Genomic DNA, 16,179 nt, shown 5'->3' with positions numbered 1-16,179 from the left:
TAGCGATCCTATATTCTCATCGCAAAAAGCAGCGAAGAGTCAGGGCTTTCTGCAAGGATTAAAAACTTATTTTATTTGCTTGCTGCCTTGTATTTTTGTTTTCTTGCTTTGGGAGTTATCTATTATGGGTTCAAGTTGGAGTTTAGTATTTATAGGCTTTTTGTTATGTTGGCAGCTGCATGTTTTCTATTTTGGATGGGTAAATCCGCATATATTAGGTTTTTGATATTTAGATATTTTATATTTGGTTAGGTACTTTGAAATTTAAATGTATGAAAGGTTTTTTGGCATGATAAGCTCGCTAAAATTGTTTGATATGGAGCTAAAATGCTAAAAAAACATCCGCTAATTTCCGTAATGATCGCTATTGTTGTAATCTTTTTTGCTATCTATGTTTTTATCTTTGGGTTAGCTACTATTTTATATGACGACATTGGCGATAGTAAAGAGTTAAATAATAGCTTTTTTTACGTCAAAGATGACAAGGTCTATGCCATGGTGCCAAGTGGCGGTAAATTTGAGCTAATAGGCGTGAAAGCCAGCAAATTTAGATACATTGACACCGGCAAATACGACAACAGAAACGTTGGCGCTAGCGATGAGGCGGTGTATTGTGGCAACCTCTTGATGAGCGGGCTTGATCCAAATGGCGTTAGAGCGCTTGGCAACGGCTATTTTGGCGATGGCAAGATCACATATTTTTGTGATAGCGTAAGCGAGACAAACCTTGAAATATCCGCACTTAAAGAGTTTTGGGACATCTTCTCACATAAAATGTTTGATACGCCTAAAGCGCAAACTCATATCTATAAATTTAGACAGGTTGATAACGTAAATTTAGCAGCGATCTTGGGCTTTGGCTACGCAAGCGACGGAGTAAAGGTCTATCATGAGGGCAAAGAGCTAGATGGCGCAAATGCCAGCAAGATGCGATATATCGAGCAGATATCTGGCAGAAAGAGCATGCATTTCACGACTGACGGAGAAAATGTCTATTATGACAGCACAAAACTAGGGATCAAATTTAGCCCGCAAATGCGTGATATCGGCGAGATATGGCGCATTCACTATCTGTATGAGCCAAATTCTGGCATGGTCTATGCAAACGATCATGAATTTGACCCAAAATTTGCCCCATACGAGCCACTTTTTAACCTAAAAGATGAGCACTCCTATCATGCGCTCTTTCGTGGCAAAGGCGGTATCTATCACTGGGAGCGAAAGTGGCAGTGGTATAACAGCATAGATGAGGGCGAGTTTGTAAGAGACGGAGATGATCCATTTAAAGGCGAGATAACGCCGCTATATGGCGACGTGGTGATAAGTGATGGCAAGACATATTTTCTAAAAACCTATGAAATTTGGCACAACACGAAAAATGATCACAGCCTAAGCTCACGCCACACGTGTATCGTAAGGCTCGATACAAAAGAGCAGTGGCGAAAGATAGGGCTTGTAAGAAACGATGGCTACGGAGCGGTTTATGCAAACGGAGATAAGACATATTATTTTGATAACGTCGGCTACGGCTGGCATTTTAACATCAGTGTTTATGATATAAACGACCTTGGCGTGGTTGAAATTCTCACTCGTCCTTATGGTCCAAATGTTAAGAATTTAAAACTAGATGAGATAGTAAAAATGGTAGATCAAGGCGCTATGGTGCCAGCTGAGGGCGAGGTGGTGATCGATGCAGTAAGCGACTTTGATGATTACTCGCAAAAATATGCCTACTGGATATTTCTTGCCATTGCATTTATAGTCTCGGTAATTGGCGCTATTTTTAAAAATAAAAATCAAAAAAGCGAGCTTAAAAAAAGGATAGATGACTATAGATCATGAGAAAAATTACTATTAGGTTTGTTTATTTTTTAGTCATTTTGACGCTATTTTTTGTTTTGGCGATGCTTTATCTATGGCATGAGGGCGAGTATCAAAGAGGCTTTGCAAACATAGATAGTAGCGAGTTTTACCGCTCGCCAGATGGTAAAATTTACGTTCAAATTTCAGGCAGTGGCAAGTATGAGCTAAAAGGTGTTGATGAGGCTAGTTTTAGGGTCTTAAAGCTAAAACACGCATACGACTACTCAAATGTGGCGGCTGATAAAAATCATGTCTATTGCGCTAGAGAAATTTTGCCTGGTCTTGATCCAAAAAGTGCCAAAGTGCTTGGCAATGGCTATATAAGTGACGGCAAGATAAGTTATTTTTGTAGCACTAGAAGCGAGAAAGAGGCGGGATTTAGCGAATTTAGTGCCATTATGAAAAACCTTGCTCACATCTTTATAAAAAGCTACGATGATAGCACTTATTTTTACAAGACAAAAAGGGTTGAAAGCACAAATTTAGAGCCTATATTTGACGCTGGCTTTGCAAGAGATGGAGCTACGCTTTACTACAAGGGCGAAAAGCTTGACGCAGATTCTAGCGAGCTAAGATACATCACGACAGAAAGTGGCGCTGCTAGCGGATATTACACAGATGGCAAAAGCTTGTTTATGGGCTTTTATAGGCTTGATGCAAGCTACGGAGATGAGACGCGCCGGATTTGCTACGATGCTAAGCACGATATAGAATATCTTTTTGAGCCAAAAAGTGGTGCGGTGTTTGCAAATGAGTTCAAATTTAGCGCTCAAAATATGCCTTATAGTGCCATTCATAGCGTGGATAACGTGCACTCGTTTTGGCCTCTTTTTGCCAGCAAAGATGGAATTTACTTTTGGGATAGCACGAAAAACGAGCAGGCTAAAATTTCAGACTATCAGCTAAAAGGCGAGCTAAAAAGGCTCTATGATGACGTTTTTGTAGATGAGAGCTCAGCGTATTTTTTACAGCAAGGCGAAGAGTGAGTGGCAACGCTCAAAGCACGGCAGGCACTTAGTGGCGCAAACTGTCTCTTTATATAAATTTGCCCCAAGCAGCTCTTGGCGCAAGATAGGGCTGGTCAAAGATGGCGAGTATGGCGCAGTCTATGCAAACGGCGATAAGGTCTATTTTTTTAGCAGTATAAAGCCATTTTATGGCATTAGACATAGCGTTTATGAGGTGGCTGATCTTAGCGTAATTGAAATTTTAACAAGAGCGTCTAAAGAGCTTAGCGCAAAAGATATCAGTCAGATGATAAAGCGCGGCGAGCTAGTGGAGGCAAGCGGCGAAGAGGTCGCGAGATCTAGGATAGAGTTTGACTCGCCAAAGATCATCTTGTATATCACATTTGGCATCGCTTTTTTTGTCATAGTGCTAATAACTCTTGCAAAACCAAAAAGAGATAAAAGCGACTTGAGATAAATTTCAAAGTGGCTATTTTTGATGGTTAAAGCTTAAAATTTCATAAAAAATTTAAAGAGAAAATTTGACCTATTTACTCTTTTTTGTTAGTTTGAAAAGAAGCTGACATTACAAAAAGGAGGAAAAATGATCAAATTTCAAAGATCAAAATTTAATAATTCAGTATTTATCCCATCGCTTATTGTGATAGTTTTAATAACAGCATTTGCAGCGATATTTCCAAATTTCTCAAATGAATTTTTTAAGGGTATGCAAGATTACATCTCGGCAAAATTTGGCTGGTTTTACATCCTAGCCGTCGCCGTCATACTTCTAAGCGTCATCATACTTGGCTTTAGTAAGCTTGGTGAGATCAAGCTAGGGGCTGACCACGTAAAGCCAGAGCACAAAAATATCTCGTGGTTTTCTATGCTTTTTGCCGCTGGCATGGGCATAGGACTTGTGTTTTTTGGTGTGGCTGAGCCGCTCATGCACTATCTAAACCCGCCGGTCGGCGACGCGCAAACTATCGCAGCGCAAAAGCTTGCAATGAATATCACCTTTTTTCACTGGGGCATGGGCGCATGGTCGGTCTATGCTATCGTGGCGTTAATCCTCGCCTTTTTCTCGTATAGGCACGGCTTGCCGCTAACGCTTAGATCGGCATTTTATCCGATCATCGGCGATAAAATTTACGGCAAGATAGGTAGCGCCATCGATACATTTGCCGTTGTGGCGACCCTTTTTGGTGTGGCGACCTCGCTGGGATACGGCGTACTTCAGGTAAATGCTGGCCTTACGCACGTTTTTGGGCTGCCGACCATGCATATCACGCTTCTAATAGTGCTTTGTTTTGCAGCTACCATATCAGCGGCAAGCGGCGTTGATAAGGGGATTAAAATTTTATCAAACTCAAATATCGCGCTAGCTATATGTTTTATGTTTTTGATACTATTTTTGGGCGATACGACGCAGCTTTTAAAGTCGTTTGTACAAAACAGCGGCGACTACGTCTCGACGCTCATCTCAAATACATTTAATCTCTACGCCTACGAGAGGCAAAACGAGAGCTGGCTTGGCGGCTGGACGCTGCTATACTGGGCTTGGTGGCTATCTTGGTCGCCGTTTGTGGGGCTTTTTATAGCTAAAATTTCAAAAGGCAGGACGATAAGAGAATTCGTCATAGGCGTGCTTCTCGTGCCAACTGGCTTTACTTTTGCTTGGATGAGCTTTTTTGGTAACTCAGCGATCGCTTTAGTGCAAGGCGGCTTTAGCGAGCTAGCGACCACGGTAAATTCCGACCCAGCCTCAGCACTTTTTATGTTTTTGGAGAAATTTAGCTTCTCAGGCGTGCTAAGCACCATCGCAGTCTTTATGATCGTCATATTTTTCGTGACTTCCGCTGACTCTGCGGCGATCGTTATGAACATGCTTTGCTCAAACGGCAAGGACGATACACCAGTTTGGCAAAAGGTCTTTTGGGGCGTTACAGTGGGCGTCGTGGCGGCATTTTTGATGCTAGCAGGCGGTCTTGGCTCACTTCAAGCACTTACGATCACGACCGCACTACCATTTGCCATAGTGCTACTTGGCGCCATTTACGGGCTATTTAAGGCGTTACGTGTGGATCTAACCAAAAAAGAGACAAATAACTTTAACAACATGCCTATTAGTGATCTTTCAAAGCCGTGGCAAGAGCGCCTAAGTGCGATCATCACGCTGCCAGGCAAGAAAGATGGCAAGAAATTTTTAAACGAGGTTGTACTAAAAGCGTTTAACGAGCTAAAAGAGGAATTTGCCAAAAACGGCCTTGAAGCAAAGGTCACAAATGGTGAAAATTTTGTAAATTTAAATGTCGGACTTGGCGACGAGATGGACTTTAGATATGGCGTCTATCTCACCAAAAGCCAGAGCCCAGACTACACCAGAGAGCTTGACGGCGACGATCTTTACTACAGGGCTGAGGTCTATCTAAAAGAGGGCGGTCAGGACTACGACGTGCTTGGCTGGAGCGAAGCCACGCTGATAAACGACGTCATCGAGCAATACCGCAAACACATGCAGTTTTTACATGTTGTTAGAGAGTAAATTTGAGTGAAATTTGCCTGGAATTTGAAAATTTCTAGGCAAATTCTAAATTCTACTCACTCGTTATCGTTTGTTACTGAATTTAAAAGCGTGATATACTTGTTTGTAAATTTTAAAATTTGATTGAGTTTTATGCACGTGGTGTAAAGCAAGATATGAGTGTCCTTATTTTTTAGAGAAAACAAATTAGAAAATTTAACTTTATTAGTTTGTATTTTTGCTTGTAGCTATGAGATAAATTTGAAATAAAAAATGTTAATTTTTTGTTGCGTATCGTTCAAATTCCAGAGCCAAAATGCATTTTCTGTAAATTTTTAACTTTGATAGATGTTTTGCTGTATCGGTCATTGTAAAAATTTATAAAATCTCAAGTCTGGTGCTGATATCAGCAACGCCTTTTGAATACATAGCTGACGTTACTATCGCATCGGCTTTTGCGTATTCTTTTACATTTGCTAAATTTATGCCACCGGCTGCTAGTATCATTGTATTTGGCGAAATTTCATCTCTTAAAGAGAGTACGTTTTTGATAAGCTCTTGGCTAAATTTATCACACTGAACAACGTCGCAATTTGCTTTTAAAAGCTTGCTTGCTTCGTCTAAATTTTCAGCTTCAACGCAGATTTTTTTCTCAACCATTTTGGTTTTAAATTCTGGCAAAAGAGATACAAACTCATCAAAATTTCTATAAGCTTTTATATGATTTTTAAAAAATAAAATGCTATCACTAAGCCCAAGCCTATGCATTTTACCACCACCTTCAAGTACCGCTTTTACGCAAAATTTCTTAGCAAATGGAAAGCTTTTTCTAGTTGCTAAAATTTCACATTTTTCATTGATGCTCTTTGTGGCATTTGCCATTTTGTTTGTATAAGTTGCGATGGCACTGGCATATTCTAGTGCGACTTGAGCTAGTTTCCAAGCTTTATGCACATCTTCGTAGCTGCCATAAATTTTTATGATCACATCGCCAGCTTTGCAAATTTGAGAATTTTGCACAAAAATTTTACTCTCGCATCCAAGTAGCCTCGCAACACTTGCGGCTACATCAACGCAGCTAACACAAATTTCATCACGTGAATAAATTTCAAGTGAGGCTTTTTTATCGATATTTTGAAGCGACGTAGTAAGATCAAAATAAGGTATATCTTCATTTATATAGCTTAGAATTTCTGCGTCGCTAAGTATCATTTTATGCCTTTTTTACCTCATTTTTTGCTTTTATTATCATTTTTTTAAAGATTCCATTGTCATAAAGTCCAGCATGATAAAGAGCAAAGCAAGTAAATGCAATGCCTGAAGCAACGTGAAATTTCTTAACGCTTTTATTTCTTTTCATAAAAAGGGCGCTTAAGCAAACTGAGGCTAAAGTGATGCCCATACCGACCTTTGCTACCTTTCTGTGAGTATTTATGTCAAGTAGTTTGCCACTTATTTTTGTATCGTTTTTCAAATTCTTCTCCATTTAGTTTTTATTCCAGCAACTTGTATTTTTGATGCCAAGGCTTTCTGGGTCAAATTCTGGATTTAGCCCAGCCTTTCTTTGAGCTTCGTAGTCTTTGACTGCTATTATCACTACTTTTGAAAGTAAGAATATAGCGATGATGTTGATAGTTGCCATTGCAGCCATTGTGATATCAGCGATATTCCAAGCGAGCTTTAAATTCATCTGAGCGCCAATAAATATCATAACGACGGCCGTTATCTTAAATAGCAATGTAAGCTTGTGGTTTTTGGTTAAAAATTTCATATTTGCCTGAGCGTAGTAGTAGTTGCCAATAAGCGAGGTGATGGCAAAAAGTACGACTGCAAGAGTGGTAAAATGAACTCCAAATTCACCAAAATACTCTTTCATTGCAGCTTGAACGAGAGGAAGTGCTGTTAGCACCTCACCACTTGATCCAGCCTGCTTCGTAAGATAGGCCTGTGAAAATAGCACGATCATACCAGAAGCGATACATATCGTCATGTCTATAAAGACTGCCATTGCTTGAACTAGGCCTTGTTTTACTGGGTGGCTAGTATGTGCTGCGGCTGCTGCGTTTGGAGCTGAACCCATGCCAGCTTCGTTTGAGAAAAGGCCTCTTTTGATGCCTATTACGATCACGCTGCCGGCAAATCCGCCAAATATCGCTTTAAAATCAAAGGCATTTTCTAAAATCATCTTAATAACATCAGGAATTTCTTTGAAATTTAAAACGATAGCGATAAGTGCTAGCGAGATGTAGGCAAGTGCCATAAAAGGCACGATGTATGAGCTTACTTTGCCGATGATGTGACTTTTGCTAAAAAACATTACTGCTGCAAATGCCGTAAGTATAAGGCCGATGCCAACAGGTAGACCACTTTGTGCAAAGCTAACGTTGCTACCAGCTTTGTCGTAGTAAATTTCAAAGGCTGATGTCATAGTATAGCTTTGAAGGCCGTTAAAGCCGTACGCGTAGGTGATGATGAGAATCACCGCAAAAAGCGAAGCTAGCCACTTTATGCCAAGGCCATTTTTGATGTAATAAGCTGGACCGCCTTTAAATCCAAAAACGTCTTTTGTCTTATAAATTTGTGCTAGTGTGCTCTCTACAAAAGCTGAAGCTGATCCTAAAAATGCCATCAAGCACATCCAAAAAAGAGCACCAGGACCGCCCGCGACGATGGCAGCTGAAATTCCAGCAATATTGCCTATGCCAACGCGCGAAGCAGTCGAGATCATAAGTGCTTGAAACGGCGTTAAATGGTGCTTATTGTACTTGTCCTTTTTTTCTACTAAGACCCTGCAAGCTTCAAAAAACATCCTAAACTGCACAAAACGAGTCAAATAACTAAAATAAATTCCCGTAGCCACAAGAATAATGACTAAAAAATATCCATATAAAAAGTCGTTGGCTACGTCCATTTTGCCGTTTAAAAAATTTAAGAAACTATCAAGCACCATCTACCCTTTCAAATTTATTTCGATTTGAATTTTACGCCCTTCATTGAGTTTAATAAAAGCCAAATCGTTGTGCCATTATGAAGCATGGCAGTTGCTATTGGATTTAACATACCAAGTGTCGCAGCGCTTAGTATAGCTGTGTTTACGCCAACTGTTGAGCGGAAATTTGAGCTAATTAAATCCATTGTTTTATTTGCAAGCTCTTTTACAAGAGCTACGCTCATGATATCGTCTTTTAAAAGACTTATATCAGCCGTCGCTTTAGCTATATCAGCACCCTTGTGCATACTTATGCCCACATTTGCCTTAGTTAGGCTTGGAGCATCATTTATGCCATCTCCCACAAAGGCTACTTTTTTGCCCTCGCTCTTTAGCTCTTCGATGATAGCTGCTTTATCTGTTGGTAAGCACTCTGCATAGACCCTATCAAGCCCAAGCTCTCTTGCCACCTCTTCAGCCTTGCTTTTGATGTCACCACTTAGCATGACGACCTCTTTTACGCCAAGACTGCGTAGTTTTGCCACCATATCTTTTGCATTTTCTCTCATATCATCTTTCATAGCGATGACTCCGACTAGCTCTTTATCGTATCCAACGTAGAGTAAAGTTAAGCCGCTATTTAATGCTTTACTTATTAAAGCTTCATGAGCCTTAAAGCTTATCATCTCGTCATCTTCTAAAAAGTGTCTACTGCCGATAACTACCTCTTTGCCGTGCATCGCAGTTTTTACGCCATGAGCTACGATAAATTCGACTTCATCGTGATGAATATGGTGGAAACCACGCTTGTTTGCAGCTTCAACTATTGCTTCGGCTACTGGATGAAAGTAGTGCTCCTCGGCACTTGCAGTTAAATTTAATATATCATTTTGAGAAAAGCCTTTTTTAAATGAGTAAATTTCAACTACACTTAGGCGTCCATGTGTAAGAGTGCCGGTCTTATCAAATACAAAAGTGTCAACTGAGCTTAAAGCTTCGATCGCTTTTGCACCTTTTACAAGAATGCCATTTCTGCCTGCTTTTGAGATACTTGATTTAAAAGCAACTGGTGTAGCAAGCTTTAATGCGCAAGAGTAGTCCGCTTGAAGTACGCTAGCAACGCTATTCATATTTTTATTTATAATGTATGAAAGTCCAGCAAGCGAGAGCGTAACAGGCACAAGTTTATCAGCTAGTTTTAACGCTTTTACACCAATGGCTGATTTTTCATTGAGTGAAGTTTGTATATACTCTTTGATCCTAGCTGTCGCTGTATCACTGCCTACATTTTCAGCCCAAATTTTTATCCTACCTTCATCAACCACGGTGCCGCTTATAACACGGTCACCTCTAGCTTTTGGTATAGGTTCAGCCTCTCCAGTCATTGAGACTTGATTTACATCGGCGTTACCTTCAACGATATAACCATCAACGCCTATCGTCTCACCAGCTCCAACTACTACGATGTCGCCCTTTTTTAAATTTTCGGTTTTTACTTTTTCAAGCGTCTTTTCGCCATTTAAATTTCTCTCGACCCAGACTTCTTCGATATTTGGTTTTGCTAGCTCTTTGATGAGATCATCACTTTTGTGACTAGCACTTTCTTCCATATATTCGCCGATATTTATCATCAAATTTGTGCTATTTGCTGCTAAATGATCGCCCATTGCTAGGCTAGTACCAATGGCAGTTGCCTCAAGCACTTTTGAAGTGATACCCTCATGCCTTAGCTCTTTTGCACCTTCTATTAGATTTGGAGCTGTGGCGTAAAGAGTCACGGCTGATTTTAGAGTTTTGTTACTCATAAATGGCGTTATGCCAAGTGCAGCAGCAGCCTTATAGATATTTGCCTTGCTTGGCAAATTTGGATCTTTTGCCTTTGTTGGAAATTCATAGCTCTTGATAAAGTTTAAAATTTTATCGTAGTTTTTATCGTATTCAACGATAATGCTTTTTGCGTATTTATTTACACGAACACTTAGTGCATCAGTTCGCTCTGAGATCGCAGCCTCGATAGCGCTGACGTCGCTTCTAGCGTTTAGGCTCTCGCAAATAAACCTCGCTCTATTTTTACTCTTGTGAGCTAGAGTGATCTTATTTTTGTGAGTCAAGTTCTGCTTTGACATCTTCAAAACGCTCTTTTAGTTCTTCTATGCCAGCATTTATAAGCTCGCCACCTTTGATAATCGCTTTAAATACGCACTCTTGTGCTTTTGGATTAGTCAGTACATAAGCTGCGATACCACCTAAAACTAGACCTTTTACAAAGCCAGCAGCATTAAAATTTTCAGGCACAAATGGTAAATTTTGAGCTGCATTGTTTATTGCATTATCGATTGCGCTTGGCTGAGCAGCTGCTGCATTGTTAGCTGCAGTTTCACTTGCTACGTTTTCTTCGTTGATGTAAGGGTTGTTCATTATTTACTCTCCAATTTTATTAGTTTTTCTGCTATCAAAAGACCGCCGATACCAGCTGCTGTAAAAGCTGCTGCATTTAGATATTTTTTTTGTGCTATTAAATTTGAAGCATGAATGCCAACAGCACCTACAAAACCACCTGTTACAGCGTATTTCGCTATCTTTTTAGCGATATCTTTTTTAGTTGCTCTATTATTTAGATAGTCGCTAAAGCCAAGTGCAGCTGCACCCATGCCAGCGATTAAAGCTCCGCTGATGAAGTGATCAAATGGAAGTCTTGTGCTTGAAAGTGTAAAAAGACTATTTTCTTGCATTCTCTATCCTTAAGCTATATCGTTTGGTGTGATAGCTTTTGGAGCAGCTGGCTTTTTAGCGCGTGGTTTTCTTGTTTTCTTTACCACTTTTTCAGCCTCTTTTTCTACTTTTTTAGCACCACGTTTTGCTTTTTTCTCTTCTTTTACTATAAAGTCTTTTGCATCTTTTGCAACACTTTTACCTTTTTTGTAAAGATCTTTTGCGGCCTCTTTGCCTTTATCAAAGCCATCTTGGGCGTACTCTTTGATCTTATCTCTTTTATTCCAAGCAGCTATTGCTAAACCGCCTACTGCTAAACCTGCTAAAAATGGTAATGCCATTTTAAATCCTTTCTTTGTTTGATTTTGTAAATTATTCATTTTCTTCATCCTTATTAAAATTTTTACTAACTACTGAAATGCCTAATGCCCCAAGCGCAAGTCCGCTAAAAAACGAGAAATTTGGATTGTTGGTTATCTTTGCTAACTCGCTTTTATCAGCCTTGCCACTTGCGATATTTTGCAAGCTTTTAGTTATCTCATTAAAGTCGTTTTGATAGTTTTCTAAAATATTTGTTATGCCATTTTGCTCAAAATTTTGTGAAATTTCATTTAAATTTAGCTCATTTTTTATTTCACAGCCACTATAAATTTCTTTTAAACGTTGTTTTAAAGAGGTGACATATTCGTTATTTGAAGTAGCCCAAAGTCTAAAAAATAGATCTTTTAGCTCTTCATCGTCTAAGCTTTCACAAAATTTTTCATACATTTTATTTAGCTCTAACTCGTAGTTTAAAGCTTGTATTAGTGCATCTTCTTTATTTTTTGCCGGCAAAAATATAGCTTCATTTTCGCAAGCAAGCTCGTAATCATGTGTGCTCGCAAATTTTTCTATCAAGATGATCGCATTTTTTCTGATATTTGCGATCTCGTTAAAAACATCACCAAACGAAGCTAAATTTTCATATAAGCTAAGTGCGTTTTTTTCGCTGGTGTATGATGCATTTAAAAGTTCATTAAGCATATTTCACTTCTTTTGCAACTTCATTTACTCTAGTTGAAATCTCTTCCAAATTTTGCCCTTTTAAGAGATCCTCCCAGAGATTTTTAGGGAAAATTTCATGATCGTATTCGATCGTTACAGAGCCGATTAGCTTGTTAAATTTTACATTTTTTATACCATTTATTTGAGCTATCACATCATCTAGGCTAGCTAAATTTACGCTGCTACTTAGCTCTTTTATCTTTGGACTAACTCTTACTCTTAGTCTACCGTTTGTATGAGCTATCATTGAAAAATAGCTTGCAACTTGTGCTAAAGTTTGTGTTTTTATATCCATTTTCATCCTTTTTTTAATTGCGTATTATCTATTTCACAGCTTAAATAAATCTGAAATTTTTTTGTTTTTCATTATCAAAAAGTAAAATGAAATGATAAAATTTAATTTCCATTTTTCTCTTGGCAATCACTGCAAATGCCATAAAGTATCATCGTATGCGACTGCTCGCTAAAATTTTTTTCTTTGCAAATTTGCTCTTGCCTTTGCTCTATCATCTCATCTTCAAAATCAACTATCTTTTCACAAATTTCACATATCAAATGATCGTGCGATGATTTTAAATTTAGTTCAAATTTCTTTACTCCATTTTCTTCAAAGCAGTTTGCAAGATGATGCATTTCGAGAAAATTTAAAAACGAGTAAATTGATGTCATTGAAATTTCATTCTTGTGGATTTTGTAAATTTCTGAAGAAATTTCTTGAGCACTTAGATGAGAGTTACTAATGAAAAGTACATGCAAAATTTGTTCTTTTAACTCTGAGCTTTTTTGCCCAAAGGCTTCCAAAAACTCTTTAAAATGCTTATAAAATAGTTCAAAATTATCCACAAAAACCTAACTAAAATGATAATGAATATAAGGATTTTACAACTTTACTTATAAAAAAAGCATAAAATTTCTTACGAATTTCAAGTAAAGTATTTTATAAGATTGTTTTGGTATAGTGTCGCATTTTTTAAATCAAAATTAAGGAATAAAATGACTTACGACGAGCTCGAATTAGACGCCGTTTTGTTAGAGGTTTTAGAAAATAGAGGCAGTTTTGATTCTATGGACGATGAGGAGCTTTACGAGCTTATCGAACAAGTTGCACAATATACAGATGGCGATTACGAAGAAGCGTTTGAGTATATGACTCAATTTTCTCCAATCCCTAAAAAACGCTTTGTTTCACTATTTATGGTTTAGCAAAAAGCTAAGCCATAACTTCTATAAAATTAATCATAAAAGTAAAAATAAAAAGAGCTCTTGACCCACTTAATGAGCCAAGAATTTTGAGCTATAAGAAATATTTTGAGATTATTTCTTTAAATTTCAGAGTGTATTTACTAGCTTTTGGGCTATTGTTGTAGATATTTTCAAAATCATACATTCGCTCATAGTAATCATTTGTATCTTGTATATTTATTTTAAGCCTTGCCACATCTAGGCTAACGCCTATAAAGGCACCACTTGTCTTGCCACGCTCCTCAGCAAATGCTGAAATTTCAGGCAAATCACTTGTGATCGCTACTTCATTACCAACGCCACCAGTTGCTTCTGCTTTTAGGCTGATCGTATCTTTTGCATTAAATAAATTTGCATAAGCTTCTGAATTTTTAAATAAAATGATCATATCAGCTGAGCTGTAACCAAGCTGCAAGCCTATGCTACCAGATGTGTAATTTAAAAAAAATGGACTTGACCATTCACCATCATCGTTTTTAGCGATAAATACGCCTTTACCTGTTGATCCAGTTACAACAGCGCCTGCTTTTGTCACATCAGGGATTATAGCGATCGCTTTTATGCCTTCAAATTTAGTGTTTGGCTTTAAATTTCTTGTACCAAAAGCATTTAAAATATTTATTGCATTTTTTAGCTTTTGATTTTGGATCACATCAGCGTTTAAGTTTGGCGTGAAAAATAAACCAGCAAGAAATATGATTAATAGTCTTTTCATTAAAATTCCTTCCTTAAATTTTTTGTTATTATAGCCTAAAATAAACTAATGGTAAAAATATTATTAATGATTTTTTATGAGAGTTCATTATAAAATGCGACCTTTTAAGGGAAAAATATGAGTTTAATACTTTTTGTCGAATACGTTGGTATCGCATCAGCTGCACTTAGTGGGTTTTTATTTGCAGTAAAAAAGGAGTGCGACTGGCTTGGAGTCTTTTTGTCTGCATTTTTGACCGCACTTGGTGGCGGTATCATGCGTGATATGCTCGTTGGCAGGGCAGTTTATTCATTTACGCACTATATGCCAGTAAGCGTTGTTATTTTTATGTTGATTGTTTCAAGAGTGGCAAATTTACATATAAAAAGAGAAGGTTTGGAGCGAAAATTTGTATTTATTTTCGCCGATGCGATCGATGTTATTTGTTTTTCGATCGTTGGCGCGATGGTTGCTATTGAGTACAACTACAACATCTTTGGTGTGATGATGATCGCCTTTTTTAACGGCGTTGGTGGAGGTATCTTAAGAGATATTTTGCTAAACGAAATTCCATGGTTTTTACGCACTGGACTTTACGGCACGATAAGCCTTGGTGTGGGGCTTGCTTACTTTGTGCTATATCATCTAGGCCTAACCAATATATTTTTTACTATGCTCTTGCTTGCTGCTGGCATAACGATTAGGATGTTTGCGTTTTATAGAGGCTGGAAGCTGCCTGATCTATGAAATTTAGCGAGTTTTTTGATATCTGGGTCAATGAAAACTACTATAAATTTGGCGTAGATATCGGTAAAAAGGGCGATTTTTACACAAATGTAAGCGTTGGCTATCTCTTTGGCGCCTGCCTTGCAAACTATTTTTTAAAACTGCTTAAAAAAGGCGAAATTTCTAGCTCTTGCAAGGTCGTGGAGATCGGTGCAAACTCAGGCGATATGCTAGCTGATTTTGCGCAAGGCATCTTTACGCTTGAGCCAGAGATCTTAAAAAATTTAGAGTTTATTATCATTGAGCCTCACGAAAATTTAAGGAAAAAGCAGCTTGAAACTTTTACAAAGCGCTTTGGCAATGATGTCAAAATAAGACATTATAAAAATTTAGACGAGTGCTCGTTTGATGAAATTTTTGTCATCTCAAATGAGCTACTTGACGCATTTAGTTGCGAGGTGATAGACGGACAAAATATACTTTTTGTGGATGATGATCTAAAATTTCACTGGCAAAGAGCGGATCAAAATTTGCTAGCCCTTGCAAAGAAATTTGGCATAAAAAAAGGCGAGATATCAACTAGCTACACCAAATTTGCGCTTCAGCTTGCAAATGCGGCAAAAAAGGTGAGATTTTTAAGCTTTGACTACGGCGAATTTGAGCCAAAAAATGAATTTAGCTTAAGAGTTTTTAAAGACCATCAAGTTTTTTCATTGTTTGAAATTTCAAACCTTGCGCCATATTTTAAAAGCTCAGATCTAACTTATAGCCTTTGTTTTAAGCAGGTCAAAGAGGCTTTTTGTGAGGCCGGCTTTTTGATGCTTAAATTTAAAAAACAAAATGATGCTTTGGTTTGCGACTTTGGCGTGGATGAAATTTTATCTTTAGTGCTTGAAAAAGGCAGCAAGCAAGCCTATGAAAATGCAGCTAAACAGGCGAAATTTCTACTCTCGCCCAAGTTTTTAGGCGAGAAGTTTAAATTTATAGAGTTTTTAAAGAGCTAGCCTAGCGATATTGGCAAAACTTGCCTCACAAGCCTTTAAAAGATCGTTTGGTGCTATTTTGATTTGTTTGCCTCTTACTCCAGCGCTTACTAACACGTATTCTTGCTCCATAGCGCGTTCGTCTATAAAAGTCGCAAAATGCTTTTTCATCGCAAGTGGCGAGCAACCACCTCTAATATAGCCAGTTATTTTTTCTAGATCCTTTAAATTTATAAGCTCGCAGCGTTTTGCTCCGCATGCGTGAGCAAGCGCCTTTAGGTCAAGCTCCAAATCACCCTGTAAGCAAGCAACAACGAAATTTTTAGGCTCACACTCGCAAACGATAGTCTTATAAATTTGCTTTATATTTTGCTTGGTGCTAGCTGCTACGTGAATGGCTGAAAGATCGTTTAAATCGACCTCATACTCTAAAATTTCATAATTAATTTTTAGCTTGTCTAAAGCTCTAGCAGCATTTGTCTTATGTATCATTTTTTCTCATTTTTGCGAATTTT

General features: G+C 38.1%; 19 protein-coding genes. 7 read left to right on the top strand and 12 right to left on the bottom strand.

Annotated features, from left to right (window positions below; translation table 11 throughout):
* Positions 1–327 precede the first annotated feature (327 nt).
* The 4 genes from CYO92_RS01630 to CYO92_RS01620 all read left to right on the top strand — a co-directional run bounded on the left by CYO92_RS01630 (position 328) and on the right by CYO92_RS01620 (position 5,355).
* The gene (locus CYO92_RS01630) at positions 328–1,842 is read left to right on the top strand and encodes a DKNYY domain-containing protein (protein WP_103559241.1); all 1,515 of its coding nucleotides are present in this window, start codon (positions 328–330) and stop codon (positions 1,840–1,842) included.
* A complete protein-coding gene (locus CYO92_RS01625) occupies positions 1,839–2,849 on the top strand; it encodes a DKNYY domain-containing protein (protein ID WP_223315350.1) in 1,011 nt (336 codons plus the stop codon). The genes CYO92_RS01630 and CYO92_RS01625 overlap by 4 nt, the downstream gene beginning before the upstream one ends.
* Positions 2,809–3,288 carry a hypothetical protein gene (locus tag CYO92_RS09445; RefSeq protein WP_223315352.1) on the top strand — a complete coding sequence of 160 codons (480 nt, stop codon included), beginning with the start codon at positions 2,809–2,811 and terminating at the stop codon, positions 3,286–3,288. Before CYO92_RS01625 ends, CYO92_RS09445 begins: the two co-directional genes overlap by 41 nt.
* A gap of 126 nt (positions 3,289–3,414) precedes the next feature.
* A complete protein-coding gene (locus tag CYO92_RS01620; protein ID WP_103589316.1) occupies positions 3,415–5,355 on the top strand; it encodes a BCCT family transporter in 1,941 nt (646 codons plus the stop codon).
* 357 nt (positions 5,356–5,712) lie between these two features.
* Here CYO92_RS01620 and modD read toward each other — a convergent pair whose 3' ends face one another.
* From modD to CYO92_RS01570, 10 genes are all read right to left on the bottom strand, one after another.
* Positions 5,713–6,546: a ModD protein gene (modD, locus tag CYO92_RS01615; protein WP_087579344.1), complete on the bottom strand. Its 834-nt coding sequence runs from the start codon at positions 6,544–6,546 to the stop codon at positions 5,713–5,715.
* A gap of 1 nt (position 6,547) precedes the next feature.
* The gene (locus tag CYO92_RS01610; RefSeq protein WP_103589315.1) at positions 6,548–6,808 is read right to left on the bottom strand and encodes a helicase; all 261 of its coding nucleotides are present in this window, start codon (positions 6,806–6,808) and stop codon (positions 6,548–6,550) included.
* A gap of 12 nt (positions 6,809–6,820) precedes the next feature.
* On the bottom strand, positions 6,821–8,284 hold the full coding sequence (locus CYO92_RS01605; RefSeq protein ID WP_223315349.1) for an alanine/glycine:cation symporter family protein: 1,464 nt from the start codon (positions 8,282–8,284) through the stop codon (positions 6,821–6,823).
* A gap of 14 nt (positions 8,285–8,298) precedes the next feature.
* On the bottom strand, positions 8,299–10,389 hold the full coding sequence (locus CYO92_RS01600) for a heavy metal translocating P-type ATPase (RefSeq protein WP_429827515.1): 2,091 nt from the start codon (positions 10,387–10,389) through the stop codon (positions 8,299–8,301).
* A complete protein-coding gene (locus tag CYO92_RS01595; protein WP_084042187.1) occupies positions 10,358–10,681 on the bottom strand; it encodes an oxidoreductase in 324 nt (107 codons plus the stop codon). Before CYO92_RS01595 ends, CYO92_RS01600 begins: the two co-directional genes overlap by 32 nt.
* The gene (locus CYO92_RS01590; RefSeq protein WP_103589312.1) at positions 10,681–10,995 is read right to left on the bottom strand and encodes a hypothetical protein; all 315 of its coding nucleotides are present in this window, start codon (positions 10,993–10,995) and stop codon (positions 10,681–10,683) included. The genes CYO92_RS01595 and CYO92_RS01590 overlap by 1 nt, the downstream gene beginning before the upstream one ends.
* Positions 10,996–11,004: 9 nt before the next feature.
* Positions 11,005–11,316, bottom strand: a complete 312-nt coding sequence (locus CYO92_RS01585) for a hypothetical protein (protein ID WP_051288446.1) — start codon at positions 11,314–11,316, stop codon at positions 11,005–11,007.
* Between the two features lie 31 nt (positions 11,317–11,347).
* Positions 11,348–11,998, bottom strand: a complete 651-nt coding sequence (locus CYO92_RS01580) for a ferritin-like domain-containing protein (protein WP_103589311.1) — start codon at positions 11,996–11,998, stop codon at positions 11,348–11,350.
* Positions 11,991–12,314 (bottom strand): HMA2 domain-containing protein, encoded by a 324-nt coding sequence (locus CYO92_RS01575; protein WP_021091233.1) that lies wholly within the window; start codon positions 12,312–12,314, stop codon positions 11,991–11,993. The genes CYO92_RS01580 and CYO92_RS01575 overlap by 8 nt, the downstream gene beginning before the upstream one ends.
* Before the next feature lie 101 nt (positions 12,315–12,415).
* Positions 12,416–12,862, bottom strand: a complete 447-nt coding sequence (locus CYO92_RS01570; protein ID WP_054196789.1) for a Fur family transcriptional regulator — start codon at positions 12,860–12,862, stop codon at positions 12,416–12,418.
* A gap of 150 nt (positions 12,863–13,012) precedes the next feature.
* On the opposite strand from CYO92_RS01570, the gene CYO92_RS01565 reads away from it, so the two are divergent.
* Positions 13,013–13,222: a hypothetical protein gene (locus CYO92_RS01565; protein ID WP_002942234.1), complete on the top strand. Its 210-nt coding sequence runs from the start codon at positions 13,013–13,015 to the stop codon at positions 13,220–13,222.
* Between the two features lie 91 nt (positions 13,223–13,313).
* Here the strand turns inward: CYO92_RS01565 and CYO92_RS01560 are convergent, their stop codons facing one another.
* Positions 13,314–13,976: a lipid-binding SYLF domain-containing protein gene (locus tag CYO92_RS01560; protein WP_103589310.1), complete on the bottom strand. Its 663-nt coding sequence runs from the start codon at positions 13,974–13,976 to the stop codon at positions 13,314–13,316.
* 117 nt (positions 13,977–14,093) lie between these two features.
* Here CYO92_RS01560 and CYO92_RS01555 point away from each other — a divergent pair, with 117 nt between their 5' ends.
* Together CYO92_RS01555 and CYO92_RS01550 are read left to right on the top strand one after the other, a co-directional pair.
* Positions 14,094–14,702, top strand: a complete 609-nt coding sequence (locus CYO92_RS01555) for a trimeric intracellular cation channel family protein (protein ID WP_103589309.1) — start codon at positions 14,094–14,096, stop codon at positions 14,700–14,702.
* Positions 14,699–15,685: an SAM-dependent methyltransferase gene (locus CYO92_RS01550; RefSeq protein WP_103589308.1), complete on the top strand. Its 987-nt coding sequence runs from the start codon at positions 14,699–14,701 to the stop codon at positions 15,683–15,685. Before CYO92_RS01555 ends, CYO92_RS01550 begins: the two co-directional genes overlap by 4 nt.
* Here the strand turns inward: CYO92_RS01550 and ybaK are convergent.
* Entirely contained in the window at positions 15,674–16,156 is a 483-nt protein-coding gene (gene ybaK, locus CYO92_RS01545) for a Cys-tRNA(Pro) deacylase (RefSeq protein ID WP_103589307.1), read from the bottom strand. The two genes, CYO92_RS01550 and ybaK, sit on opposite strands and share 12 nt — an antisense overlap.
* Positions 16,157–16,179: the final 23 nt, after the last annotated feature.

The organism is Campylobacter concisus (assembly GCF_002913715.1).
Lineage (GTDB): Bacteria > Campylobacterota > Campylobacteria > Campylobacterales > Campylobacteraceae > Campylobacter_A > Campylobacter_A concisus_AG.
This window is presented reverse-complemented; position numbering and strand designations above follow the sequence as displayed.